Source organism: Endozoicomonas sp. ISHI1 (assembly GCF_024606225.1).
Taxonomy (GTDB): domain Bacteria; phylum Pseudomonadota; class Gammaproteobacteria; order Pseudomonadales; family Endozoicomonadaceae; genus Endozoicomonas_A.
In genome coordinates, this window is record NZ_JAGRPU010000008.1 from 1 (window position 1) to 23,587 (window position 23,587).

Genomic DNA, 23,587 nt, shown 5'->3' on the forward strand with positions numbered 1-23,587 from the left:
CACCATCGAAAATCTGAATGTAAAAGGCATGGTGAAAAACCGCAAACTGGCAAGAGCAATCAGTGACGCAGGTTTCGGTAAGCTGAGAGAACTTGTTGAATACAAGGCAGAGCTGAGAGGATGTCAGGTTGTGATTGCAGATCGGTTCTTTCCCAGCTCGAAGAAGTGTGCGGTTCATACTTGCGACTACGTAAACGACAATCTCACCCTGTCTGATCGTGAGTGGCGTTGTCCAAAATGTAAAACTCTGCATAACAGAGATTACAGTGCGAGTTTGAACCTTGATAATTATGGTCGAGACACGTTACAGCTCGACGTTAAACCCTACGCAAGAGTGGAGTTAGACACGATTCGTCGTGCATCCACGGTGACGGCGTAGATAAGTCTACATAATTACAGATTATGTTAGATTTTTGGTAGCGGTGTTAACTATCTGAAGACAGAGCTGAAAAACTTCTGGAATGAACGGAAAAAGTTGATTGAAGTATTACGCTACCTCAGCCGAATGGAGCACATTGACCATTTGGAACACTGGGAGGCTGATGCCGAAGCCGCTAAAGCACTGGCCGGTGCGCTGGAGAATACTAACGGTTAAATCTGACCCATTGCAGTTTTTAGCAGCTTGCGTTTTCCGATCAAGTTGCTATATGTTAGGTCACAGACCTGCAACGGTGCCCATTCTAATACGTAGCGAGTGGCCACGGTTGCAGGTTTTTTGCGTTTAGGGGTATGTAATGCAGAAAATCGCTTTTTTTGTGGATGGTGGCTACTTTGTTCGACGGATCAAGTTTTATCACCGGAAACATTTTGAAGCGCACGCATTAGAACCTCAGCATATAGTCACTGCAATATACAACCTTATCGCCTCTTAGTGATTTTGTTATTGCTGATATAAAACGGATTTCTGAGCGAGTTGAATTAGACAGGACGACCTGGCAAACAGAGCCTCATATTGATCCGGCTCCTGCCATTGTCGAAACGCCTGTCTATCGTAAAGAGTTCGGCCTCTGGTCCCACCAGAAATATTTTGTCAAAAAAGCATTTGATGATCACCAAAAAGGCGGGGCCAGATATATTCTGTCTGATCAGGTAGGGCTGGGTAAAACTGTGCAGTTGGCGCTGGCTGGGATGCTGATGGCTCTTCAGGGAAATAAGCCGGTGCTGGTTATTGCCCCCAAGCCTTTGACCCTGCAATGGCAGGATGAATTGATGGAGCTGCTGGATATGCCATCTGCCATCTGGACAGGCAAACAGTGGCTGGATGAGCAGGGTATCTCCTGGCCCTCAACAGGACCTGAAAGTATTCTTAAATGTCCAAGGAAACTTGGCATAGTATCTCAGGGGCTGATTACATCCGGCTCTGAAATCAGCCAAAGAACCAAAAGTATGCTGTTGGCCACGGCAACCCCGGTTCAGCTGCATCCGGTTGAAGCTTTTGATCTGTTAAGCATTCTTGCCTTGGGTAGTGATCAAGTTCTGGGTGATGCCTGGAGCGAATGGCGCAAGGCTGACAGAGCTGTACCCATGGTGATGGGCGATATGGAAATATCTGTCGACGAAGCTTTGGCCTGGAGTTGGGTCAGAAATCCGTTACCACAAGCTGAGGAGCACCGATCTTTCAGGGATCTAAGAAAACGGCTGCACATGCAACCGGGTGATTATGTTGCCGATGCTGCCAGCTTCAATCAGTTGCGTGGACCTGACAAAACAAAGCTTCGCCGGGTTCTTCCGGACTATGGGAGACAGCATAACCCCTTTATCAGACAAATCATTCGGCGCACCCGGGACTATTTGGAAGCTACCATTGACCCGGAAACTGGCGAGCCCTACCTGCAGCCGGTCAAGGTCCAATTGTTTGGTGAGGGAGAGAAAGACTCTATCTCATTACCTCTTTACTTCCAGAAGGCTTATGAGAAAGCAGAGGAGTTTTCAGAGGCATTAAGCAAAAGAGCTAAAGGGGCCGGTTTCTTCAAGACCCTGTTGCTGAGGAGAATAGGAAGCACGCTCTACGCTGGACAAAGAACGGTGGATAAGCTGCTTAGCGAGTGGGCTGGCTCTGGCGATGAGCAGGATTTTTCAGCTTGTCTGGAAGATGAGGATGATGTCGAAAATCTCTCCATCTCTGACTCCATGATCTGGTGGGTTAGGATTGGTGCTGGGTACAGATGCAGCCAGTGATGGACTTAACCTGCAAAGGTTAGGAACCCTGATCAACCTTGACTTGCCGTGGAACCCAACTCGCCTTGAACAGAGAAAGGGACGTATCCAGAGAATTGGTCAGATTCGCAATACGGTCAAAATACTGAATATGAGATACCGTGGTTCAGTCGAAGACCGGGTGCATGAGCTGTTATCAGATCGTCTGGAGGATATTCACGGACTGTTTGGCCAGATTCCTGATGTACTTGAAGATGTGTGGGTTGATGTTGCATTGGGAGAGGTACAGGAAGCCACAAAGCTGATCGATGGAGTGAGACGCCAGCATCCCTTTGATGAAAAGTACAGCCGGGTGGAGAACATTGATTGGGAATCCTGCCAGACGGTGCTGTCGTCGGATGAGCGGAGAGAAATTTTGAGTAAGGGGTGGTTGGTAGCTGATATATCAGCAGTCTGACCCAAGTGTCATGAATCAGAAAATAATCATGAACTGGAAATAGTTGGAGTCCCGGTTGAACCCTATAGGTTAACTGCATAGTTAGATTGTCAGAGGTATTCAGACTCTGGTAGTCAATGATTATGCGACTTTTATCTTTCTCGCTTTTACCTGTTGATCGACCATGGCCATCTGTAATGGACTGGCCATGGTCTTGATAACTGAATAGAGCTTCAGAGAGCAGGAGCGGTCACTGTCTTCATGGAGAGCAAATATGGCCTTATCGACAAAGTCTTCATCAGAGCAGGTTGCCGCGGCTGTCTGGATATAGGCGGTAAAGTAAGCTTTCTCATCACCGGTAAACATCCATGAGCCCAGTTCGTCAGCAAAGATGATCTCATCATCTACAATGCCCTCAAGCAGCTCATAGAGAATATCAAAGCACTCAAGGGCTACTTGGTACTCCTCTTGTCTGACCAGTTTCGTTGACTCAATAAATAACTCGTCAAGTTTTGCGAACCAGGCATCTGTCTCCTCGGGAATGTCCATATAGTTCCTGGAGTTAATATCAAAGGGTGCATAGTAGTCACCATCCAGAGAGCATTTCTGAAAGGCCTTTACTGCCTTGAGAGTGTGATCTGCTGATGCCGGGAATGAAAACTGCTCTTTTGACATAAGGCCACTAAAGATAGTGTCGCGCTGGTTAGTAGACATGGTTTCCCACGCGTTATCCAGTAGGTTCAAAAGCTCTGTCTGGGTTTTTTTATTGAGTATTTCAAAAAGAATAGACTTGTTCATTGTGTGTGTACTCTATAGCTGGAAAGTTTGAGACTTACCTTTGGCAAAGATGGTGATCCTTGAGAAAGGAGTTGATATCACCGGTGCTGAAAACGCAATCCGATAAGGGGCAAATGTTCAGGCAACGACATTGTAGGATAGCTTACTTTTAAATCGAACCCGGGGAGTGGACAGCTCGCTACATGCTACCTTCTGAGCACGAGAGCATTTTGTCAACAAGGTAGGCTTTAACGAAAATGAGGATGTCAGTCAACCTGAGCCATAGCCTATTACACGGTGCTCATTTTTTTCCCATTTATTAGGCACAAAAAAATACCGTCTGCTAATGAACTAGCAGACGGTACAGATTAACAGTCAATCCTGATAGCTAACTTAAGTGTCGGTATCTCCAACACGTTGTGGCAATTGCCAACCTGATTGGGTATCTGACAATCAGAATCTTAACCAGCGTAATTAGCCGCAGCAAAGTCCCAGTTTGCCAGTGCCCAGAAATTTTTCAGATATTCCGGACGCACATTGCGGTAGTCGATGTAGTAGGCATGTTCCCACAGGTCGCAGGTCAGTAGTGGTTTCTGGTCGGTCGTCAGAGGAGTACCGGCATTACTGGTGTTGACGATTTCTACGGAACCGTCGCTGTTTTTAACCAGCCAGGTCCAGGAAGAGCCAAAGTTGTTAACCGCTTTGTCATTGAATGCAGCAATGAAATCGTCAAAAGAACCGAAAGCTTTGTTGATGGCTTCTGCCAGTTCACCGGCAGGAGCACCACCACCGTTAGGGCTCAGGCAGTTCCAGTAGAACGTGTGGTTCCAGATTTGAGCAGCGTTGTTGAAGATGCCGCCTTCAGAAGTCTTGATGATTTCTTCCAGGCTCTTGCTTTCCAGCTCGGTACCCGCGACCAGACCGTTCAGCTTGTCAACGTAGGTCTTGTGATGCTTGCCATAGTGGAAGTCCAGAGTCTCTTCAGAAATATGAGGAGCCAGTGCATTGCGCGCATAGGGCAGTGCAGGAAGTTCAAAAGCCATCTTGTCGTTCTCCACTTGAGGGTTGGTCTTGTTTGACCTGATTCATCTCGCGCGACGATATTAACATTGGTTCGATTACGAATCTATGTGGTGGATAGTCTTGGGGCTTTTGATATCTCTTCAACCGCTGGGTGTTAGAAAAATACCTGGAATGGTATTGAGCGTCGAATATTTTCGGATTGTGATAGATGCTTTCCGTGCTTTTCCGGGTTTTCAGCGGCGATTATTAACTCTGTTACTGTTATTCTGTTCTCCTTTTCATAGTAATATTGCGCCTCAACGACCCTTGGCGAATAAATGCCCACAGTGGAATAGAGACAGATGAGAAACCCATGAGAGAAGAGGATAAGGCAATCAACGATATACCGGATTTCTCAATTGCAGCAGACGAGCGCCCGGGACGCAGGAAAGCCGCGGCTACTGACGGAAAGCCTACCGTCAAGAAAGGGAGTAGTCCCTCAGGTAAAAGTGGAAATGGCTTGGCCTGGCTCACAATGGTCATGATTATTGTGCTGGGAGCCGGTGGCGTCTGGCAGTTCAAACAGGTGCAACAGGAGCTGGCCGATACCCGACAGGCCCTGAAGGCCACGCAGGAAAAACTGAGTACCGTGACCGGAGAGGTCACTGCTACCGGTCAAAACCTTGATCAGAGTGGCTCAGCGCTGAGATCAGAGCTGGAAGTAGTGAGTTCTGAAATTCGCAAGCTCTGGGACGTTTCAAACAAGCGAAACCGGCAGTGGATCCTGATCAATAAGGATAATGTTGTTAAAGCGCTTAAGGAAGCAGAGGAAGCGGGCAAAACAGCAGATAAAGTATCTCGCCAACTGAGCGCGTTGCAGAAAAGTACGCGTGAGATGGATCGGTTAATGAAAGCCATCAGCAGTGAGCAAGTGGCCGCTCAGGGTGTCATGACAGACAGTCTTGAGAAGTTTGAAAAACAGTTTGCCGAAATGAAAAAGCAGGTGGCTGACCAGAAAACGCTTCAGGCTGAACTTATCAGGAAAGTGGAGGATCAGCAGCAGGCAGTTAAAGCCGTTGACTCATTCCGGGTGCAGGTCAACCGCAAACTGCAGCAACTGGAGGATACTGTCAGAGGTCTGACACATCCACCCGGGGAAGGTCTCGGTCTGGAATAATCCTCACTGCCGGAACAATTGGTTACAGAAGCTGATAAGTTCAAAACAACACCCTAACAGCTTCTGGAAACTGCCTTCCATTCAATGAAAAGCGAGATGCCATTTTAAACTGGCTACATTTAAGAATAATAATCCTTTTCGGAGTTGTGGGTCGATGATGGGCTTTTTTCCCATGACAGGGCGGTTATGTCTGTTGGTTGCGATGGCAACCATGACCTCTTCCTGCACACTATTAGACTGGTTTGAGAGTAAACCAGACACTTCCGAGTCCGTTAAAACTGTCGTAGAGAAACCATCAGACTGGACTTACTTTCATCAATGGCAGGTCAAGAACTCTCACTCCGCCCTTAAGTCTCTGGTACCTCACGAAGATATGACCCTGACTGGGCAGTGCTTATTTTCTGCAGATCTTATGGCTCTTCTGGAATCAAAACCAGAGGGTTTGTTGGTTCCTGTTATCAGGGTGGCCCGTGATCTGACATTGTCGCCAGATCTGGAAAACAGTGTGCGAATTTATCAGGTTCTCAGATCTCAATTTCTACTAGCCGGGGCTGGCGACAGCCTGACTTTTTATCAGACCCTTTTATCCAGCATTGAACATACCTGTCCAGTAAACATGACCCGTAAGATCGACAGCTGCCAGTTTAAAAAGTGGCTGTCATATGCCGGTTTAGGGGGAGAAAGTACTGTTTATGATGAAGCTCGGCTCAGGCGCTGGTATAAGTCTCATTCGTACATTAAATACATGATTATAAGTTCCGGTGAATTGTTTAATTCTGACGCCCTGCTGAGTGCACGTTATTCTGCCAATTCCAGAATTATTACCAGGCAGCCGCTTTTTGTGAGAGAAAAAAGTATCAGGCCCTATCTTGGCAAGGTTCGTTTTGACTGGGTCATTCCGGGTAATGGCGGGCAGAAACCTTTTATTAGTCTGGGCTCCTGCACTTTGAGCTGGAAAGAGCTTGAGAAACTAAGGCGCACGAATGGCCCGGACTGGTTGGATACGACGTCACTGGCAGAAGTCAACCAGATCTTGCTTCCCTATTTTATTGAACTTATGAGCAAGGCGACCAAAGCCATGTCAGGGCAACCCAATTGATAATACCGACATTTTGATGCTGCTTCGATGCCTTAAAGGCGATAGAGTCACCCATTGACGAGCTGTGCTTTCAAGCCACCGGAATGCAAAACTCCATAGAAACCCACTGCTAATCTTAAATTGTGAATTCATCCTACGGGTATGAATTCAGCATCTTAGGTGCCGGAATTTGAGCTGTTTCTTGGCAGTTGTGTTGTTTTTCAACGGATGTTGTAGACCGCATGGATTCAAGAAGCAGTGGCATTGGCCCATCCCATAGCCATCACCTGAACAGTACATCAATGCACGACTCCCAGACTTCTGAGGAGCAGATAAGTCATGGTGTGGGTTCGATTCAGCTGCCAAACAGGCTTCAAAAGGGCAATCGTCCGATCACAACCGCTATTGGAAACAGGGATATCGCCCGTGTCGAAGTTGGCGCACCTTCGATTCCAAAACCCTTCAGCATGGTTTGCAGAGCCTCTGTCCACCCAATCAGCCCGGTTCCTGAGCATACTCTTTTCAGGCTCAGAGAAAGCATTAGGCCGGAGATGGTGGAAAAGGCCTGCAGAAAAACCAGACTGCAGATGGCTGAACGTGTGAGCAGGCTTCATGATGAGTTGGGCTGGCGATTTAAAGTGCCTGCTAACTCCGAACAGACAGAATGTGCCCTGGGTGACAACAATGGGCATATAATGACTCTGGCCATGGCCCGGTCCATGATTCATCAGATTGAGGTCATGGAGAACGGTGTTGCCGATGCAATCACAGCGAATGGTCAATCAAAGGAAGCCTGGAAAAGGGGACTGTTGCAGAGACATAAGCTGGAGAAAATGCATCGTGAGGTTCTGGCTCTCGCTGAGTTCTACTGTCAGCAATCCCCCGGGCTAACACATTCTGAAGAGATTTCTATCCCTCAAGACAATGATCCATTTCGAGATCTTGATGTCATCTTTTCAGAGAATAGTTTGGGCATGCCACCGTTGGTGCCCAAACTTGCAACTCCCAGACCGCCAGATGGACCCGCTCTATCGCCTCAAAGTTTCGAGTTATCAAGGGCTCAGCAGGAACTGAGCGGTCTAAGAACAGAGAAAGAAGCATTAGGCTCTGAGCTACAGCAGACTCGTAAGCAGTTGGCTGAACTGACAGATGAGGTAGAAGCGCTTAAACAGAAAGAAGGGAAAGTGCCAGTACATTTTTCTGAAAGACTCAGTGAGCTTGAGAAAGAGCACACCGAATTAAGAGACGAGCTCAAGCAAAGGGATCATCAATTACGTCAGAAGCAGCACCGGATAGTTAACATCCATGATTCTTCTGTTGAAAGCAGAGAATTATCGAGTTCAGAAACGCCCGATCCCGATGATTGGCTGGGTGAGCTGGAAGCTGTGAACAGACAGCTTCAAGTCAAGATGAACGAGCAAAACCAACAGCTGGTTGAAAATGGCGTTACAATTTCACAACTCCAGACTCAGATTGATGCTTCTGGTCAACAGATAGACAGTCTGCAAAGTCAACTTCAGGCCGCCCATCAGAACCATCAGCAATTGGGTCAGCAGGCTGTTTCAGCTCTGGAACAAAAGAATCAGCTGGCACTGCAACTTCAGCAGGAGTATCTGGATAGCTATCGGGCACTTGAAAATGATTTGGAACAGGAAAGAGCCAGGCTGGCAGAGCTTCAGCGGAGCTATCAAAATGCTGAAGAGCGAGTAGCTGATTTATTCAGGCAAAATGGTTTGCTGCACTCTGAAATTCAGGCTCTCAAGCAGGGGCTTGAAGCGTCAAAGCAAGCCGATTCTGAAAGAGTAGAGCAACTTGAGACGCAGGTGAAAGAGCTGACAAAGCATCATGATCATTGGGTTCTGGCTCATGTTGAGGTCACTGGCAGGAAAAAAGAGGTTGAAGAAAAGGCGAGGAAACTGGAAGAGCAGCTGAATCATATCGAAGAAACCCATAAGCAAGAGCTGGATCAGCTTCAAAGGCAATTTGAGGCGGCAAACAGCAGAGCCCATTCAGCAGAGCAATCACTTTTTACCCTTGAAGGAGACCATAAGGGTGCGCTTGCTCGTGAAGAAGATCTGAGAATAGCATTGAGGGATACCAAAAGGGATCTTCAGGAAAAGTTAGAAGAGCTTCAGAAACAGCAGTCAGAGTTTGCTGTAAAAGCCCGGTCATTAAAAGAGATTCATCTGGAACGACAGAAATACGACGATGAAATCAGCGCTTTGCAACAAACCCTCATTGAGCACAAAGATCAGATACGCGGTAAGGAATTTATAGAGGGTCAGGCTCTGGAAGAAAAAGCGAAGCTTGAAGCCTTGTTGTTGACTAAACAATCTGAGCTCGAAGCTTTGCAGCTGAACTATGACAGAGACTTAAAAGGCCTGGAAGAACTGAATGTGCAGTTGGCTGAAGCCAGAGATGAGGTCACTTCTCTGAAAGAGCAAGTACAGAGTCTGCAGCTGGTTCAGAATAAGGGTTTGCAGGAAAGTGAAACTCATCAGGCTGAGATGGCGTTGATCGCAGAGCAACTGAGCCTTGCAGAACAAAACCATCAAAAAGAAAAAGCGAATTTAGAGTCAGAAGTCGAAAAAGCCAAAACCTCTGAGCAGATGGTGCAGGCTCAGCTCACAGCCAAAGAGACAGCACTGGATGAGTTACAGTCAAGGCTAGAGAGCACTGAGCGTGAACTGAGGGAAAAAATAGTCGACCTTGAGAAAGATCTTCGCTCAAAAGAGCATGACCTTTCACAAAGAGATCAGGAGCTGGTGGCCGAGAGGAAAAAAGTTCAGGAATTGATGGTCGGGAGCGATGCGCTTGAAGAGGAGAAAGTGAAACTCGAATCATCACTGGCAGCACTTCGCAGAGAGCTTGAGTTGGCTGAAAGGGCGACCCAGTCGTCGAAAGAAGAAGTCACTGAACACATAAGACAATTACAAGTTGCTGAACAGAACTCAGAGAAATTGCAAAGTAAATTGGCAGAAGCAAAAAGCAAGGAAAGAGAGGCGATGGAACGTCTTGCCATAGCCGATGAGTCTATTCCTGAATTGAAGAAGACGTCAGAGCGTTATCATCGGGAACTTCAGTCAAGCCAGCAGGAAGTGACTCGATTGACGGATCTGCTAGCGGGGAAAGAAGATGAACTGGCCGAGGCCAAAATCAGGGAGAACTCACTGTCATCTTCGATCTCAGCAAAGAATGACAGGGTTCGTGAGCTTGAACAAGCAGAGATTGAGTTCAGGCGTGAGGTTGAAAAAGCCAATCAAAGGACTCAGGAAAAGCAGCAGAAAGTGACTGAGCTTAGCCAGAAAGTAGACGATCAAAGTCGTTCTATTGAAAAGCTGACCCGTAGGGAGCAGCAGCTGATGGCTGAGAAAGCAATGAATGACAGTAAAGTGATTCAGTTGCAAGACAGTATTCAGTTAATTGAACAAGAGCGAGAAGAAGTCAGGCAAAAACTTCTGGAAGCTGAGCGTAGTTTACGAAGTGGTAGTGATGCGGCCGAGTTTGAAAAAACTCAATGGGAAAGCCAGGTCAGGGAGTCAAGATCCAGAGTGGCTGAGCTGGAAAGTCGCCTTAAAGAGACCGAAAAGAAAAGAGACCACTTTCAATCAGAATCCGATGCCCTTGCGCGTGACAGAGATCAGGTCAATAGGCAACTTCATGGCCTTCAGGTCAGTGTCGAAAGTCTGAAAAGTCAACATAGCTTTGAGTTGGAGAGGCTCACTGAAACAAACCAAGGGCTTGATCAGCAACTTCGTGAATCTCAGGAAGAGGTCAGGAAGACAAAACTTGAACTATCTCATAAAGACAGCACACTCGAACAAAAAGAACAAAGCATTGAATGGACTAACAAACAGTTACTTGCTTTGAAAAACAGTCTTGAAGAAAGTCAGGCCAGGGTGTTGAGTCTGGAGAGTGATGCAACAGCATTGGGCAGAGAATATGATGGCTTGGAGCTCGAAGTAAAAAGGTTAACTCAAGAAAGAGATCAAGCCCGTACGGCCTCTTTAAAGCAGAGCGAAGAGCTGTCTCTTTTGCAGGGCAGTCTTGAAAAAGCAGAAATCAATCTAAAGTCTCTGGAAAGGCAGCTTAACGATGAACAAAATCAGAAATCAGTAGCGTTGGCTGATCTTAAAAGCCAGATTCGTCTGGCTGAAGAAAACAAGGATCACTTTAAAATACTTTCAGAGACAGCAGAAGAGCAAAGCAAAATACTCGATACAAAGGTTGCTGAGCTGGAAGCCTTGTTGAGGGGCAGCGAAAAAGAAGCCCGCAGCTTACAAGTTAAAGTGGATGATCTCAATATCAGCCAGGATAGGGCGTTGAAAGAAGCTGAAGAGTTGAAGGTTGAATTAAAAACCCTGACAGATCAGTCCAGACAGGCAGCATCAATCCATACGTTTGCGTTGCAAGAGAAAGAGTTAGCCAATCAACAATTAGTCCAGAGTCTTGAGAAAGAACAGTACGAGCGAGATCAGGAAAAGCAAAAACTTGAAGAGGCTGTCAATAATCTTGAGCAGGAACGAAATAGTTTGCAGTCCAGGCTGGCTGAACTTCAGGTTGCCAGCGATCATCTTAGTGACTCTGATTATGAGTCAGATGCGGCTTCTGCTGACGACCTTTCCGAGGTGGAGTCTGTGAGTTCAACCGCTTTATCCGATCTGTTTTCTGATCAGGTTGATCCATCCGCCGAAGACGTTATTGACCTCACTCAAGATGCTTCTTTGCCCAAATGGACAGACCTGAGGGGAGTCGTTTTAGAGGTCAAGAGCGAAGAATATACTTCTCTGGGGCCCGGATCTTTTGTTATACCGAGCCTGATTCAAAAATTGAGTACGGCATGGTCTGATCTGGCTTCAGGACAGGAACTGATTGAAAAAGAGCAGGAACTTTATCATTTCACCAGCCCGGAGCATCTTCCGGGCAAGAGCAGTTCCCGAAAAGCAGTGATCTTGCTCCATGAGCAATTTCTCAAGGAGCTGAAGTCTATCGGGCAAGCCTATCAAAAAGCCCGGGGTTTGACCTCGGATGGAACTCTTGCTGATGACTTTACCCGCGAGATTGAACGGATTAAAGCCCTGACTCAGGACAACATACAAATACTGGCCAGGAGACAGGACGATTTTCAGGATCGGGTGGACAGGTTTGAAGCCTCTCTTGAAGCCTTAAAGCCTGATGCTCAGGCGGGTCCGGAAGACCCTGAGGTCATAGTTGATTCAGGGTTGACCAGCATAAGTACTGTGTTGGCGAAGAATCCGGAAGAGCTGGACAGGGAGTTCTATACACATGCCCTTTGCGCTATCGCCAGATCTGCTTCGGAGCGTCTGAATGAATCATGGAAGAAAAAAGTCGCAACGATCAGGGAGCCCGATGAAGGACATCGTGCTTTAAGAGACTACGAATACTCACTTCAGAGAATGCTTCCAGAACATCTGCCACCCAGGCTGGGGCGCAGTGTGCCTGAGCATGGTCGTGTATTTTTAGCAAAGTTGCTTGGAAGTCTCAAAACGGAGTTTGAAGTCACACTGGACGAACAGTTGGGAGGCGGTCATAAGACACTGGCAGACCTTTCACTGGAAGAGCGAATGGTCAGGGATCCACAAATTTGTCACAGTCTGTTAACGCTACTGTCCAGTTTACAGGAGCAGCATGAAGGTATTGTCAAACAACTCAGGCCCTCAAAGTTGGCGGCAGGGGCAACGCGATGGGTTGATTTTGACTACGCCGATGCTTCGTTGGTAGGACTCAGTCAGATCAGGGATGAATTTCAATTACCCGCAACACCAACAATGACAAAGGTACTTAAAACCATCCAAAGGGAGCTGAAAAGGCCCGGATCACTGGTTCTGACCATGGCTGTCAGGCAACACAGAGAGAATTACAACACCGAAAAAGAGAGAGACACACGCAGACGTAAGCTGGAAAAACAGTGTACGGAGTTACTGGCTCAGGAAACGAGGCTCGACCCAAAGCAGAAGTTTAGAGGTGTGACCCATGATGTTCATTTAAACCAACCTGTTGGACATCCTCATCAAGCCGAAATTGCCTGTTTTCAACCCGATTCGCCGGTTCCCCTGTTAGATGTTTCAGAACATGTGCAGACTCAGGCTGGCTTCAGGCACAGTGCTCTGACTCAGAACCCTGACTGTCTTATAAACAGTTTCATGAATGGTTTTAATAAGATGGCTGTCCATAAAACCAGCCTTGTTACCGGCGACCAGTATGTTGAATTATCTGAGGGTGCCCAATGTCAACCTTCACTGGTTTTTCATTCCAAAGCGGGTAAGCACTGGCAGATTCAGCTGGATGGACGAACCTGGTCTGTGGATCCAGCTTTTCTTCATGAGCATCCCAATTACCGGATCCCCTTCCAGGTCAGCACTGAAGGAAGAGAAAAAAAGCGGGACTGGATTCCTCTGAAAAGTGCTTCGGGACAAATCGTCATATTGGTTGCTCAGAAAACACCTTCCGATCAGCAGTGCTTTATGTATGAGCTGGGCTCGAACAATCAACTGATCCCTGTTCCCATCCAGGGAGAAAATCCCAGGGCCGAGCTGATTAAGGCGAATTTACTGAGCAAGGCGTGTTTACTGGAGACGGATAGTCCGACGCCATCCAGGGCACGCAAAGAGTATCCATCCGAAGTCCTTGAGCTTGAGTCGTTGAAAAATGCCTGGCTGCCCAATGTTTCCCTGGAGCAAATCGACGGATGTTACAGGGACGTCGTTCAGCAAGTGGACCGTCAATTGCTGAAGCCTCCATTTACCTGTTCACCTTGTGAAGGGCGTGTCAGAAGCCTGCCTGTTGAGCTTCCGGTAGTAAGAAAAGTGGCCCAGGAAAAATCAAGAAAGCCGAAAACCGGTGCTCACCAGGAAACCTTTCATCCAGAACAGTTTTCGCCCTTTACTGTCAATGCCAGTTTTGGCCACGTCGGTCAAGCGTTTCTGAAAGCGAAGAGAGAGCTGTTGGATGATAGTGCTCATAGTGCTACTGAAAGCATCATTAAAACGCTTGAAGGAGAGCAAGATGCTTTTCAGGGACAGGTCTTTAAAAACCTCTCGGTCTACTCCGGTTGCGAGTTGCAAACTCTCGGGCCCCGCGGGATGCCTGATGGGAAAACGTTAAAAATCAACAGGCAGTCGGTTCTGAGAAATTTTGAAAAGGTCATCGTTAACAACAGAAAGCACTGTGTTCGTACACTTCAGTTGAAAAAAGCTCTGGAAAAAAGTTTGGTCAGCTACATTCGCGATGCTTCTGAAGAGGATTTGCAGGGCTTTTCAGATGGCGAGCTGCTGGATCATGCTATTCGTAACTTTGAGAGGGGGCTGGCGCCCGGTGGTCGTGATGTTGACGGCTTTATCAAGCGCATGTCCCAATTGATGCTGGTGGATATTGATCTTGAGCAAAGCAGTCTTATTGGTCAGCAGCTTGAGATACTTCAGCATGAGCTGGTGGACCTGGACTTTGCCGCCTTTGAACAGGTGAGTCAACCTCATGAGTACATCAGGCGTTGTCAGGAATGGAACCTGAATATGGCGCTGCTGGCATCCAGGCAGAGCAATCTCAATAACAGAATCAGCAGTTACGATAACATTTTGCTGGATACCAAAAACCTGGCGCTTCTGTCCTTTGAAAGAAGGCATCATATTGTCTTGTCAGCCGATCAGGCCGAGGAACTGGCTGTGACACTGGAGGGGGTCAGCCAATGGGCCAATGGCCATGAGGTCGCCATGCTGTCTCACAAAGGCACCGGCTACGGTAAAAGTACACTGTTACTGGCGTTGACGGATCACGCTTCTGCGCAATTGGGCTCTGACACGCACCGTTCGGTCATTGTTATGGCTCCCAAAACGAACCAGGCAGAATTGGACAAAGGGTTGCGTGAGTATTATGCCCGCAAGGGGCAGAACTATTGTCGATTGAACCTTGAGACCTGCTTTGCAGCACCCGCTGAGTTATCCGTTGCCAGGTTGTTGGAGGTTGAGAATATCCTGTTGGGCTTACCCGCCGCTACATCAGTGGATGACAGACAATCTTTGTTAGCTCAGGGGCGGGTTCCGGTGGGAGCTTCGATCACGGATGTCCAGATTCTGATGCACCTGAAGCAGGCTTTGCTGGACGCTGAAGGTTTCATTCAGGACAAGCAGGCAATACTGGCAAAACTGGATGCCTGTCTCGATTTGCTTAGAAACTCAATGGTCTTTGCCGACGAGTTTGACAGCGAAATGGTGCCGCACACAGAGGCTGAGTCGATATCAGTGGCTCAGGCCGTTCAGAAGGTGATCAATGGGCTTGGCTATGCCTTTGAAGTAGAACCCCGGAGTATCAATCTGAAACATTCAGAATTCCTGTTTGGCTGTAAAGCCCGGCATTTACTCTCTGCGACTTTGGGAACTTTGTATTGTGCAGCGCTGGCCAGTGCTTCAGGCAGTGTTGAAGAAGTGCGTCACAAGGCAAGGACAGACCCGGTGACCACCAACCAACGTTTCTGGCACTTTCTGTCGCTGGCTGAACCGGTGTTTTTCAGTTCCTCCGACCCGCAGGGCAGGGACAAGGTGCTGACCGATGTTCTGCACAGGGTAGGCCCACGGCCCCAGATTATTTTCTTTGATGGTGCTGAATCGGGTGAAGAGTCTACGGCAAAAGCACACCAGATGAGTCGGACTTTAAACCGGGAACGGCTGGCTATGGGTGGCGTTCAGAAGTCTGTCATCTACTATGACCCTGACAAGAATTTGCAGATGCAGTATCAGGACGATCCGATCTATGGGCAGGGAGCGTCAGCTTCTTCGGAAACCATTACCCAGCTCAGGCGTTCGGGGGGGCAGAATACCGATGGTTACCTGAGTAAAGCCCAGTCCGTGGGCACTGACATGCCCCAGGGTGGTGCGACGGTGGGTATTTTTCACGGGCTGGTGGGTCAGGCTGGTGGTGAAGCCAATGAGAACTATCTGGTTCAGCAACTTGGTCGTCTTATCCGTGACAGCAAGGACTTGCATAAGGCTCAGAAGGTATTCATGGCCGTTGATTTGGATGCGGTTGAGGGCATCAAAGGCGCAGACAAACAGAAAGAGGCATTTACTCAGGCTCTGAAAGCCCTGGATGACTCCATGGCGAGCCAGGATAACCTGTTTCCTGAGGGGATAGAGAATGCCTCTCCTGCTCTGAAAAAAGTGATTGAGCAAACGGTGACGTTTCCTATTCAAAAAACTGAAGAAGGCGGAAAGGGTTATTTAGAGAGGCTGCCTCAAATAAGAAACGAACTGGCTGAGCTGGGTAAAAAGGAGTGGGCAGAGCTGGGTCTTTCTCAGGCAGCCTTTCAGGAGCTGGTTAACCTGAAAGCCTGCCAGTGGGCTTGTAAGAATGCATGGCTTGAACTGGTGGCCGTTGATGTTGCCAATCGTGAGAGAAGTAATCATACGCTTAGCTGTGAGCAAGCGTTGCAGCAGGCCAGGGTCAACAGCCATCTGGATAAAGTTTATGCGCAGGAGCATCACTGGCTGAATAATGAAGCTGTCAGTCTGGTGGATAACCTGGATTTGAAAGCCGCGGGCATTCCTGCGGAAGCGGTTGCTGTTGTCACTAGCAGCCTCAAGTCAGAAGTGACAAACTTTCTCAAATCGATGGATAGGCGGATTGTTCTGCCGGGAACGTATCAGGAGGATTTGCTTGAAACAGCGGATTCAGAACCGATGCGTGAGCGCCTCAGCGGTTACTTCGAGCAATTAAAGAGCGAAGGGGTCAGGCTGGATGGCAAAGACATGGTGAGTGAGACCAATGCCAAGCTGATTCATCAGAGCGACGTCGCTTTAGAAGAAGCTCAGTTGAAAATAACTGAGCTTTATAATGTTGTGAAGAAGTTAGGGGATAGAGCTTCAGGTTCTAAGTATTTCAGGGACATTATCGATAGCCTCGGGAACAGCAGGGAAAAGCTGAAGGCCGAAGGAGGCGTGCAGGAAGCGATGAAAACGGAAGTCACCCTACAGAAGGCTTACCAGCACATGATGGAGGCTGTCATGAAAGTCGTGATTAATCGGGGAGTATTGGATCTTGCTGCAATAGAAAAGCAGATGATGGCCGTGATCACTCAATGTGTTGATATTGATCCGGCTTTACAGCTATCTCTACGCAAGAATACTGTTGGTGTTACCAAAATCAAAGCTATGGATCTCACGCCGCCTGAAGACGTCTCTACCACCTTTCAAAAGTTCAGATGGAGGAAGAAGGGACAACAGGGGCAGTGGACGCTGATTGGGAATTCCAGGCAGGCGATTATGGATTGCGATGTTGCCAAAGATCATTTCAGCATTAAAGCCGACTGTATATCCAACAAAAGTCAGTTGAACAGTATGCAGGCACAAGCCGCTTCCCTGAAGGGCAGACAAACTGAGCTGAATCGTGCCGTCAAGTTATGCCAGCACCCGGTCCAAAAAGAGTTCAGGGACTGTGTGGATGAAGTTGAAAGGGCATTAATGCAGCAGTTTGGCGCATTTGCCAACGGGCAGAAAAAGATCACAGAGCGTGAGCAGCAGTTAATGCTCAGGCAGAGTGAGTTAAGGCAGAGCAGGTTGTACAAGGTTCTGGTTTAAATTTTATACAGGTAGGGCAGTAAAGGAATACAGATTATGTCTATGGTTCCACGCGGCAAGGAACGCCGCAGCATCAAGCGTCATCAGTTGAATGAATATCTGACTGTATACAACAGGAACACGCTCAGGGAAATAGGAAGTATTGGTAACATCAGCAGCAATGGTTTGATGCTCATCAGTACGGTACCGGTTCTCATTGGTGCGGTTTACAGTATGAGAATTAAGCTGCCCGGACCTGATGAAGAGAAAAACCATATTGACTTTGATGCCCGGTGTCACTGGTGTAAGCCAGACGTGGGTCCGGAGTTTTTTGATTCTGGCTACAGTATTGTCAATGCAGGGCATGATATTATTGACTTGGTTGAAGTACTCAAGGAGTACTTTTCTTTCACTGAGTGCTGACAGGTTGAGTGGAAAATATAGCTGACGATCACTCGGTTCATGCTTTTTGAGTGCAACAAGAGAATTGAATGTCCAGCCAGCCCACGGGCCGTTATCGGGTGCCTGATCTATTACCTGACTCCTCTTTTCAGTGGGAAGCGGAAGTCAAGCGAAGCCGTTTTATTACTTTCCTGTCCAGAGTGACCTCAAGAGCCGAAGCGCTCTCCTTCCAGCAATCTCTGAGAAATCAGTTTCCTGATGCCTCCCATCACTGTCTTGCTTTTATTGCCGGTCCTCCCGAGGGAAATACCGTCCTGGGTTTTGATGATGATGGTGAACCCGGCGGCACGGCTGGCAAGCCTATGCTCAATGTTTTACAGCATCGTCAGATCGGAGAGGTAGCGGTCGTTGTGGTACGTTACTTTGGTGGCATCAAGTTGGGAGCCGGAGGACTGGTTCGGGCTTACGGTGCGTCAGTTCAGTCAGCCGTAGAACAGTTGCCTGTGGTTGAATGTGTCCCCATGATTCAGGGAACTGCCTTGCTCGATTATGCCAATGAGCAAGCTTTTCGACACTGGCTGGAATCCCTGTCAGGAGAAATCATTCACTGTGACTATAGTGACCGGGTTGTTATCCAGATTAAATTGCCCGAAGCTACCAGAATTGACTTTACTTCCAGGGTGACAGAATCCCTGAAAGGGAAGATTTCATTGCATTGGCAGGAGTGAACATGCTGAGAAGTTTCTACTGGCACGATTACGAAACCTGGGGAACCGATCCTGCGACGGATTGGCCCTGCCAGTTCGCCGGGATCAGAACCGATGCCGGGTTGAATGAAATCGGGGAGCCTCTCAATATATTTTGCAAGCTACCCCGGGATCATCTGGCGCATCCCATGGCCTGTCTGGTCACCGGTTTGACACCACAGGCAGTCAATGAAAGGGGGATGGTTGAGCCGGAGTTTATTCGTCAGATTCATACCGAGTTGATGCAACCCGGAACCTGTGGCGTTGGCTACAACACAATTCGCTTTGATGATGAAGTGACTCGTAACAGTCTTTATCGAAACTTTTATGATCCCTATGCCAGAGAGTGGCAGAACGGAAACAGTCGCTGGGACCTTATTGATCTGGTGAGATTAACAGGAGCGCTGAGGCCTGAAGGTATAACCTGGCCCAAAAGAGAAGATGGTTTTAACAGTTACAAGCTGGAGGACCTGACTCAGGCGAACGGGATTGATCATGGTGACGCTCATGATGCTTTGTCAGATGTGAGAGCAACCATAGCGATGGCACGTCTGATACGTGAGCGGCAGCCCAGGGTCTTCAACTTTATCCTGAACCTCCGTAATAAGAGGGAGGTTTTCCAGCAGTTGAATCTAACAAAAAAAGAGGCTGTTGTTCATGTCTCCGGTATGTTTGGTGCTGACAGGCATTGTCTTGCTGTTGTGATGCCTCTCGCCATGCATCCCATCAATCGCAATGGGGTGGTAGTCTTTGACTTGTCTGTCTCTCCTGAAGTGCTGATGGACTTGTCGGTGGCAGAGATACAAGAGCGTTTATTCTCTCCCGCCAAAGAAGGACAGGAAAGGATTGCGCTGAAAGTGGTGCATATCAATAAATGCCCGGTGGTGGCTCCCTTGAAAGTACTCAGGCCTGAGGACCAGCAACGGCTGGGGATCGATCTGAATCTGAACTTAAAGAACAGGGAATGGCTGCTGCAGCATCCACAAGTGATGCAGAAGGTTCAGCAGGTATTTGACTCGGTGCCAGAAAAGGTTTCCAGCGATCCGGATCAGATGATCTATTCGGGTGGTTTTTTCTCAGAAGAAGATAAAGAGCGGATGCAGGTGGTCAGGTCTTCGGAGTCTTCCAGTCTGGTGAGACTGGGCTTTTCTTTCAATGATGCTCGATTGGATGAAATGTTGTTTCGTTATCGCGCACGACATTATCCAGAGACACTGGATGTCGAGGAGTTGGATGCGTGGGAATCATATCGAAAGTTGCGATTGTCTGACGGTGACAATCGGATTCTGGGCTATGGCTCTTTTTGGCAGGCTATAGATGAAGCCCGGGGGGTGGCTTCGATCGCACAGCAGGCTCTTCTTGATGAGTTGGCCGATTACGTCAGGAAGCTGGAATCATCTGTGAGTTGAAATGAATCAAACAGCAGCGGCTTCTCCTCCCCCTCCGATCACCTGGTTAAAGTGTTCAGCAAGTCGGCCATAAATAACGGGCTTTTCGATGTAGTCAACAGCCCCTGCCTTAATGGCCGCTACGGCAGTATGCACATCATTATGGTGTCCCAGAACGATGAAAGGAATATCATATTCATCCTCGTTCAGGGCCTCCAGAAGCTTTATAGCTTCTTCACTTTCTTTCTCATTCTCAGCAATGATGCAGTCAGGCTTTCTGCTCTGAATGGCCATCAACAGTTCACTGCTGTTGCTGAAGCATTCCAGTAGCATTGACTTCTCATCACACAGGCCGCGGATGGTGTCGGTAACATTTGTATCCTGTTCCAGTAGATACACGGTAGCTTTTGTTGCCAAGCTCATAGGGGCAGCCTTGATGGTCAATTCAATAACAATACTTGAGTCTTTTGCCGAGACGCCAGCTTCCGTAAGGCAATCAGGTAACCTGCCAGAAGGTGGAGAATCTGTTGTACTCATGCTCTGAAAGAAAGACCTGCTTTCTTAACACAGGGCATTTGTATCCAGCAGAGCGTTACCAGCAATGAAAGAAAAACTTTAGTCGCCATAAGGTAGATGATTTTTCTGAAATAATCGCTTTTTTGTTAATAAAGTATTCAGGTACCCTTGGTAGCCAAAAAAGTTTCGGTCATTTAAGAAAAATTGATCACTGTCTTCAGCTCTCTCAAAGCGTAATAGGAGTTTAGGATTAGACTCAAAATTGCTGAATGGAGGGATGTACTAGACGTTGTACGGGGACTACTTAAAAGGCGGCGCAAGGCTTCGCAGGGAATGTGGAGATAATTGAGAGGAGAGGTACAAGCGTGCAATGGACTGACAAGACACTGTGCAGACCACTAAAAGGAGGGTATGGACCCGGGGCGTTATCCATACAAGACGCCCCGGATTAAGGTCAGGCCTTGAAGTAAAATTCGCCTTCCAGGTGCTCTTTAACCTGCATAACCTGACGCACAAGGTGGGCCAGGGATTTGGTGCCCATTTTTTCCATCACACGAGAGCGGTGGATTTCTACCGTTCTCTGGCTCAGGTTGATGTCAGCAGCGATAACCTTGTTCGCCTTGCCTTCAACAACATGATGAAGGACTTCACGCTCACGGTCAGTTAGTGTGGAAAGACGACGAAGAATTTCTTTGTGCTCCAGCAGCTCACGACGCTGCTGCGCATCGAGTTTCAAGGCATCGTTAATCAGATCCAGAAGCTCCTGGTCACGGAACGGTTTCTGGATAAAATTCATTGCGCCATCCTTGATAGCCTGAACCGCCATCGGCACATCGCCGTGTCCGGTAATGAAAATAATAGGCAGAATGCAGTGCATTTCATTGAGCTTGCTCTGAAGCTCAAGCCCGCTCATTCCTGGCATACGAATGTCCAGAACGATGCATCCCGGACGGTTTTCATCGTAGACTTCCAGAAACTCGGCTGGGGAAAAAAAAGCCTCTACTGTCTGTCCAACAGACTTCATCAGCATTTTCAGCGAATCACGCACAGCCTCGTCATCGTCGATGATGAAAACGGTGGGCTCCTGCTTCATATCCTGTTGCTGCATAACGACTCCACTGTAACTGTATAAAAGTTGCCGTAAACGGATTAGTAATCAAACGCCGTCAGGCAGGAGAAAATTTGCGAAGGTAGAACCACATCATTCATTTTGTTACATGCTTAACGGCTGTGGAATTCGATCTCAGTGTAGCAGAGGTTTCTAACAATGCCTTGGAGTAACAATACGTCACGCTACTAATCTCTGTACCGTTTGATGCCTCTTTGACAGCATACACTAAGTGGGCTGCTCTGCCTGGATTTCGCTGGACGGCTTCTTGCGTACTTCAACCCAGTATACTGAGCTTTGATTATTGGATGTCCGATATTTCCAAGTCGTAATTACGTTTGAATGGTTTAGATAATTTCGCTTTCTACTGATCGCCTCACGGAATACGCAATCTTAATGAAAAAAATATACATTCCAAGTGGTAAATCTACTGTAAATGTACATTAAGTATGGGTAAGTATGCAGAAGGGGAGGTTTTGTGTGATACAACGGTGTGATGCTTCCCATTCCCCAGAGAGGGTCAGCGAACAGAGAATAAATAAACCGCACCGGCAGCAGTGCGGCTTTTCATGCGTCATTTGTCTTGTGTCTTGTGTCTTGTGTCTTGTGTCAATATAGACGACTGATTTTAACGATCAGTGTACCTTGCTGCTCAGGTCCAGTGGCGCAATCATGTTTTCTGGTTTGAGGATTTCGGCCAGTTGCTCATCCGTCAGCAAGCCTTCTTCCTTAACCAGGTCTACTACACGACGACCGGTCTTCAAGGCCGTTTTGGCAATACGGCTGGAGTTCTCGTAACCCAGATAGGGGTTAAGAGCGGTGACCAGGCCAACAGAGTTGTAGACATAATCCATACATATATCTTTGTTAGCAGTGATGCCCTTAACGCAGCGATCGGACAGCATGAACATACCGTTGGTGAGTTGCTGGATGGATTCCAGAATTTTGTAAACCAGTACCGGCTCAGCGTAGTTTAGCTGCAGCTGGGCTGCTTCAGAAGCCATGGTTACTACCAGATCGTTGCCAATAACGTGGAAAGCGATCTGGCTCATGGCCTCAGGAATAACCGGGTTAACCTTGCCTGGCATGATGGAAGAGCCAGGCTGCATTTCAGGCAGGTTGATGTCATTAAAACCACACAGAGGGCCGGAGGAGAGCAGTCGCAGGTCATTACTCATTTTGGACAGCTTTACGGCCATTCGCTTCAGGGCGCTGGAGAAAATGACAAAAGCGCCCATGTCAGAGGTGGCTTCTACCAAGTCACCCGCCAGAATCATATTCTGGCCGGAAATCTCAGACAGGTACTTAACTGCTAAGGGTGCGTAACGGTTGTCGGCAGTGATACCCGTACCAATAGCAGTACCACCCAGGTTGATTTCGCACAGCAGCTTGGCCATATCCTTGATACGGTCAATGTCTTCACCAATGGTGGTTGAAAAAGCACGGAATTCCTGGCCCAGCGTCATAGGCACGGCATCCTGCAGCTGGGTACGACCCATTTTCAGAACGTCCTTAAACTCTTCTGCTTTGACATCACAGGCGTTCTTCAGACTCTTGGCGGCTACAACCAGTTCGTTGTGCTTCAGCACCATGGAAAGACGCATGGCCGTTGGGTAAACGTCATTGGTAGACTGAGCCATGTTGACGTGTGTGTTAGGGTGCAGGTGCTCGTATTGACCACGACGATAACCCATTAGTTCCAGCGCGCGGTTGGCAATGACTTCGTTGGCATTCATGTTAGTGGAGGTTCCGGCACCACCCTGAATCATGTCAACGGTGAATTGGTCATGCAGTTTACCGGCAATAATTTCGTCACAGGCGTCCGCGATGGCGTCGGCTTTGGCTGCGTCCAGCATTCCCAGATCACGGTTGGCCAGTGCGCAGGCTTTCTTAACCATGGCCAGGGCTTTCGGAATGTTAGAGAAGTGGTTCAGTGTGACACCGGAAATGTTGAAGTTTTCCAGGGCTCGCTGAGTCTGGATGCCATAGTAAGCCTCCCGGGGTACAGGGGCTTCACCCAGCAGATCATGCTCGATGCGGTATTCGTTCAGATCAGTATTATCCAGTGCCATTGATGTATCACCACTAAAAAGGAATATCGGCAACAAAAGGTGTGGAGTCTGGTTAACCACCACCTCAAAGAACAAGGGTTAGTCTGTTCCTGCTTAGAACATCCGGCAATATGAAATTCTACTTATCAAACTATTACAGATCTCATCATGAAAGGTCTTA

General features: G+C 48.0%; 14 protein-coding genes. 9 read left to right on the forward strand and 5 right to left on the reverse strand.

From position 1 onward, the window contains the following. The 3 genes from KBW69_RS07075 to KBW69_RS07085 all read left to right on the forward strand — a co-directional run. On the forward strand, positions 1 to 379 hold a 379-nt coding region (locus KBW69_RS07075), incomplete at its 5' end, for a transposase (RefSeq protein ID WP_257280445.1). 590 nt (positions 380 to 969) lie between these two features. Continuing rightward, on the forward strand, positions 970 to 2,178 hold the full coding sequence (locus KBW69_RS07080; protein WP_368736481.1) for an SNF2-related protein: 1,209 nt from the start codon (positions 970 to 972) through the stop codon (positions 2,176 to 2,178). Beyond that, positions 2,153 to 2,614 (forward strand): helicase-related protein, encoded by a 462-nt coding sequence (locus KBW69_RS07085; protein ID WP_257280446.1) that lies wholly within the window; start codon positions 2,153 to 2,155, stop codon positions 2,612 to 2,614. The genes KBW69_RS07080 and KBW69_RS07085 overlap by 26 nt, the downstream gene beginning before the upstream one ends. 120 nt (positions 2,615 to 2,734) lie before the next feature. Here the strand turns inward: KBW69_RS07085 and KBW69_RS07090 are convergent, their stop codons facing one another. Further along, entirely contained in the window at positions 2,735 to 3,391 is a 657-nt protein-coding gene (locus KBW69_RS07090) for a hypothetical protein (protein WP_257280447.1), read from the reverse strand. A 440-nt stretch (positions 3,392 to 3,831) separates the two neighbouring features. After that, positions 3,832 to 4,413 (reverse strand): superoxide dismutase [Fe], encoded by a 582-nt coding sequence (sodB, locus tag KBW69_RS07095; protein WP_257280448.1) that lies wholly within the window; start codon positions 4,411 to 4,413, stop codon positions 3,832 to 3,834. A 332-nt stretch (positions 4,414 to 4,745) separates the two neighbouring features. Here sodB and KBW69_RS07100 point away from each other — a divergent pair, with 332 nt between their 5' ends. The 6 genes from KBW69_RS07100 to sbcB all read left to right on the forward strand — a co-directional run bounded on the left by KBW69_RS07100 (position 4,746) and on the right by sbcB (position 19,752). Then, positions 4,746 to 5,549, forward strand: coding sequence for a hypothetical protein (locus tag KBW69_RS07100; protein ID WP_257280449.1), 804 nt, complete (start codon positions 4,746 to 4,748; stop codon positions 5,547 to 5,549). Positions 5,550 to 5,703: 154 nt separating this feature from the next. After that, positions 5,704 to 6,648 (forward strand): hypothetical protein, encoded by a 945-nt coding sequence (locus KBW69_RS07105; protein WP_257280450.1) that lies wholly within the window; start codon positions 5,704 to 5,706, stop codon positions 6,646 to 6,648. Between the two features lie 281 nt (positions 6,649 to 6,929). Then, a complete protein-coding gene (locus KBW69_RS07110) occupies positions 6,930 to 17,216 on the forward strand; it encodes a hypothetical protein (RefSeq protein WP_257280451.1) in 10,287 nt (3,428 codons plus the stop codon). Positions 17,217 to 17,252: 36 nt separating this feature from the next. Continuing rightward, the gene (locus tag KBW69_RS07115) at positions 17,253 to 17,618 is read left to right on the forward strand and encodes a PilZ domain-containing protein (RefSeq protein ID WP_257275201.1); all 366 of its coding nucleotides are present in this window, start codon (positions 17,253 to 17,255) and stop codon (positions 17,616 to 17,618) included. A gap of 68 nt (positions 17,619 to 17,686) precedes the next feature. Next, on the forward strand, positions 17,687 to 18,325 hold the full coding sequence (locus KBW69_RS07120) for a YigZ family protein (RefSeq protein ID WP_257280452.1): 639 nt from the start codon (positions 17,687 to 17,689) through the stop codon (positions 18,323 to 18,325). Positions 18,326 to 18,327: 2 nt separating this feature from the next. Then, positions 18,328 to 19,752, forward strand: a complete 1,425-nt coding sequence (gene sbcB / locus KBW69_RS07125; protein ID WP_257280453.1) for an exodeoxyribonuclease I — start codon at positions 18,328 to 18,330, stop codon at positions 19,750 to 19,752. Positions 19,753 to 19,758: 6 nt separating this feature from the next. Here sbcB and KBW69_RS07130 read toward each other — a convergent pair whose 3' ends face one another. From KBW69_RS07130 to aspA, 3 genes are all read right to left on the reverse strand, one after another. Continuing rightward, positions 19,759 to 20,268 carry a response regulator gene (locus KBW69_RS07130; RefSeq protein WP_257275983.1) on the reverse strand — a complete coding sequence of 170 codons (510 nt, stop codon included), beginning with the start codon at positions 20,266 to 20,268 and terminating at the stop codon, positions 19,759 to 19,761. Between the two features lie 433 nt (positions 20,269 to 20,701). Beyond that, on the reverse strand, positions 20,702 to 21,355 hold the full coding sequence (locus tag KBW69_RS07135; protein ID WP_257275982.1) for a response regulator transcription factor: 654 nt from the start codon (positions 21,353 to 21,355) through the stop codon (positions 20,702 to 20,704). A gap of 635 nt (positions 21,356 to 21,990) precedes the next feature. Further along, a complete protein-coding gene (aspA, locus tag KBW69_RS07140) occupies positions 21,991 to 23,427 on the reverse strand; it encodes an aspartate ammonia-lyase (protein WP_257275985.1) in 1,437 nt (478 codons plus the stop codon). Positions 23,428 to 23,587 lie beyond the last annotated feature (160 nt).

What these genes read in the sequence shown, in the direction of transcription:
- KBW69_RS07090 (WP_257280447.1), bottom strand. Translation starts at nt 3,391, where the DNA reads ATGAACAAGTCTATTCTTTTTGAAATACTCAATAAAAAAACCCAGACA.
- sodB (WP_257280448.1), bottom strand. Translation starts at nt 4,413, where the DNA reads ATGGCTTTTGAACTTCCTGCACTGCCCTATGCGCGCAATGCACTGGCT.
- KBW69_RS07100 (WP_257280449.1), top strand. Translation starts at nt 4,746, where the DNA reads ATGAGAGAAGAGGATAAGGCAATCAACGATATACCGGATTTCTCAATT.
- KBW69_RS07105 (WP_257280450.1), top strand. Translation starts at nt 5,704, where the DNA reads ATGATGGGCTTTTTTCCCATGACAGGGCGGTTATGTCTGTTGGTTGCG.
- KBW69_RS07110 (WP_257280451.1), top strand. Translation starts at nt 6,930, where the DNA reads ATGCACGACTCCCAGACTTCTGAGGAGCAGATAAGTCATGGTGTGGGT.
- KBW69_RS07115 (WP_257275201.1), top strand. Translation starts at nt 17,253, where the DNA reads ATGTCTATGGTTCCACGCGGCAAGGAACGCCGCAGCATCAAGCGTCAT.
- KBW69_RS07120 (WP_257280452.1), top strand. Translation starts at nt 17,687, where the DNA reads ATGTCCAGCCAGCCCACGGGCCGTTATCGGGTGCCTGATCTATTACCT.
- sbcB (WP_257280453.1), top strand. Translation starts at nt 18,328, where the DNA reads ATGCTGAGAAGTTTCTACTGGCACGATTACGAAACCTGGGGAACCGAT.
- KBW69_RS07130 (WP_257275983.1), bottom strand. Translation starts at nt 20,268, where the DNA reads ATGAGTACAACAGATTCTCCACCTTCTGGCAGGTTACCTGATTGCCTT.
- KBW69_RS07135 (WP_257275982.1), bottom strand. Translation starts at nt 21,355, where the DNA reads ATGCAGCAACAGGATATGAAGCAGGAGCCCACCGTTTTCATCATCGAC.
- aspA (WP_257275985.1), bottom strand. Translation starts at nt 23,427, where the DNA reads ATGGCACTGGATAATACTGATCTGAACGAATACCGCATCGAGCATGAT.